General features: G+C 72.0%; 3 protein-coding genes. 2 read left to right on the forward strand and 1 reads right to left on the reverse strand.

Annotated features, from left to right (window positions below; all coding sequences use genetic code 11):
- On the reverse strand, nucleotides 1–929 hold a 929-nt coding region (locus tag GL263_RS24270), incomplete at its 3' end, for a polyprenyl synthetase family protein (protein WP_182857882.1).
- Between the two features lie 172 nt (nucleotides 930–1101).
- On the opposite strand from GL263_RS24270, the gene fahA reads away from it, so the two are divergent.
- Nucleotides 1102–2334 (forward strand): fumarylacetoacetase, encoded by a 1233-nt coding sequence (gene fahA, locus GL263_RS24275; RefSeq protein ID WP_182857883.1) that lies wholly within the window; start codon nucleotides 1102–1104, stop codon nucleotides 2332–2334.
- Nucleotides 2335–2492: 158 nt separating this feature from the next.
- A complete protein-coding gene (locus GL263_RS24280) occupies nucleotides 2493–2993 on the forward strand; it encodes a hypothetical protein (protein ID WP_182857884.1) in 501 nt (166 codons plus the stop codon).
- Nucleotides 2994–3034: the final 41 nt, after the last annotated feature.

Here is a 3034-nt window from a genome sequence, read left to right on the forward strand (position 1 = left end):
TCGCGGGCCTGCTCGGCGCAGCGGACCGTGTCGCGGCGGGCCTGCGCCAGCGCCTCGTGGGCGCGGAGTCCGGCCAGCGCGTCGGCGAGGCGGCTGTCGTCGTGGAGGTCGCCTTCGACCAGTTCCAGCAGGGCGCGGTCCTCGGCGGAGCCGCTTCGCTCGGCGAGGGTGCGCAGGTGGAGGACGGGGAGGGTGGCGACGCCCTCGCGGAGGTCGGTGCCGGGGGTCTTGCCGGACTCGTTGCTGTCGCTGGCGATGTCGAGGACGTCGTCGGCGAGCTGGAAGGCGGTGCCGATGCGCTCGCCGTAGCGGGTGAAGGTGGCGACGGTCTCGCGGTCGGCGCCGGCGAGCAGCGCGCCGAGGCGGCCGGAGACGGCGATGAGGGAGCCGGTCTTGCCGGAGATGACCTCGAGGTAGTGGTCGATGGGGTCCTGGCCGTCGCGGGGGCCGATGGTCTCCAGGATCTGGCCGCTCACGAGGCGTTCGAACGCCTCGGACTGGATGGCCACGGCCTCGGTGCCCAGGTCGGAGAGCACGTGGGAGGCGCGGGAGAAGAGGAAGTCGCCGGTGAGGACGGCGATGGAGTTGTCCCAGTTGGCGTTGGCGCTGGGGACGCCGCGGCGGACGTCGGCCTCGTCCATGACGTCGTCGTGGTAGAGCGTCGCGAGGTGGGTCAGTTCGACGACGATGGCGGAGGGCACGACGCCGGGGGCGTGCGGGTCGCCGAACTGGGCGGCGAGCAGCGCCAGGAGGGGGCGGAAGCGCTTGCCGCCGGCGTGGACGAGGTGCTGGGCGGCTTCGGTGATGAACGGGACGTCGCTTTTGGTGGCGGCCAGGAGGCCCTCCTCCACGGCGGCCAGGCCGGCCAGGATGTCGGCTTCCAGAGCCGCGTCCCGCACGCTCAGCCCGAAGGGCCCGACGACGGTCACTGGATTCTCCTGTCTGCGGACGAACGTTCAGCTGGTCAGCGCGTCACTGCGCCGCAATGTTCACCAATACGGGCAGGGTAACGGGTCACGTGTGGATCACGTGCGGCGCGTCCCTCGATAGCCTGTTCGCAGTCCCGACCGGCGACGACCTCGAAGGCGAGGGCATCACCCCATGTCAGCAGCCAACCCGCTCATTGTCCCCGAACACGATCATTTCGGGCGCAACAACCTCCCCTACGGGGTGTTCAGCACGGCGGACGACGCGGACCGTCGTCGGCTGGGCGTGCGCTACGGCGATCACGTGCTGGATCTGGGCGCAGCCGCCCGCGCGCTCGGTTCCGCGCACGCGGACCTGCTCTCCGCGCCGAACCTGAACCCGCTGCTGGCCGCCGGCCGGCCGGTGTGGTCGGAGGTCCGCGCGGAGCTCCGGCGCTGGCTCGATCCGGACGCGGGCGAGCGGACGCACGCCGTGCTGGCGCCGCTGCTGCTGCCGCTGTCCCGGGTGGCGCTGCACCTGCCGTTCGAGGTGGCGGACTACGTCGACTTCTACGCGAGCGAGCACCACGCGACCAACGTCGGCCGGCTGTTCCGCCCGAACGGCGACCCGCTGACCCCGAACTGGAAGCACCTGCCGATCGGCTATCACGGCCGCGCCGGCACGGTGGTGGTGTCGGGGACGCCGGTCGTGCGCCCGTTGGGGCAGCGGAAGGCGCCGGACGAGGACGCACCGTCGTTCGGCCCGTCGCGCCGGCTGGACATCGAGGCGGAGGTCGGCTTTGTCGTCGGCACGCCGACGCGGCTGGGCGAGCCGGTGCCGCAGTCGGCGTTCCGGGACCACGTGTTCGGCGTGTGCCTGGTCAACGACTGGTCGGCGCGCGACGTCCAGGCGTGGGAGTACGTGCCGCTGGGCCCGTTCCTCGGCAAGTCGTTCGCAACGTCGGTGTCGGCGTGGATCACGCCGCTGGACGCGCTGGACGCCGCGCGGACCAGTCCGCCGCCGCGCACCCACACGCTGCTGCCGTACCTGGACGACACGGACGGCGGGATCGAGCCGGGCGGCTTCGACGTGCGGATCACCGTCTCGATCAACGGCGAGGTCGTCTCCGAGCCGCCGTTCGGCGCGATGTACTGGACGGCCGCGCAGCAGCTCGCGCACATGACGGTCAACGGCGCGTCGCTGCGCACGGGTGACTTCTACGCCTCGGGCACGGTCTCCGGTCCGGAGAAGCACCAGCGCGGCTGCCTGCTGGAGCTGACGTGGGGCGGCCGGGAGCCGCTGAAGCTGCCCGAGGGCGAGCGGACGTTCCTGGAGGACGGCGACGAGGTGACGCTGACGGCCTGGGCGCCTGGCCCGGACGGCGAGCGGATCGGCCTGGGCGAGGTCGTCGGCCGGATCGTCGGCTGAGCCCCGTCCGGCGGAGCCGGAGCCGGACTTGAACCGGCACGGGGGCGGTGTGCCAAGTCCTACCGCCCCCGTGCCGCCGCGCGGGCGTCGAAGATCCACCTGGTGGACCGGCGACTGCTAGCTTGGCGGGGGTTCATCCGACGACGGAGGAGAAGCACGTGCGCACGTCAGCGCGAATCACGGGGGCGGCTGCCGCGATGTTGGCAGCCGCGCTGCTCGTGAGCGGTTGCGGTAGCGGTTCCGACGACAGTGAAAAGAACGACAAGCCGGCCGACCAGGCCCAGACCGGCGGCACCGAGGGCGGGGACGGCGGCGACGGTCCCGACGCGAAGCCCGGCACGGTGCAGGGCATCTGGACGGCGAAGGTGGACGGCAAGGACGTCGTGCTGACCGTTGTCGGCGACGGGGTGAGCATGGTGCGGGACGAGGCGATCTGCAGCGGTCGTCTCACCGACGCCGGCACGCCGACGATGACCCTCAAGTGCCCGGGCGGCAAGGGCGAGGACCGTACGAACGGCAGCGTCGACAAGGTCGAGGCGAAGTCGATGACCGTCACCTGGAACGGCGGCGACACCGACACGTTCGTGAAGACGGCCGAGGCGCCGTCGGACATCCCGACGGACCTGGGTGACCTGGAGAAGCTGATCCCGCAGGGCTGAAGGCACTCACATGCAAGCGGCGGGGCCGGTCACGCGTATCG

The organism is Streptomyces durbertensis (assembly GCF_014156695.1).
Taxonomy (GTDB): domain Bacteria; phylum Actinomycetota; class Actinomycetes; order Streptomycetales; family Streptomycetaceae; genus Streptomyces; species Streptomyces durbertensis.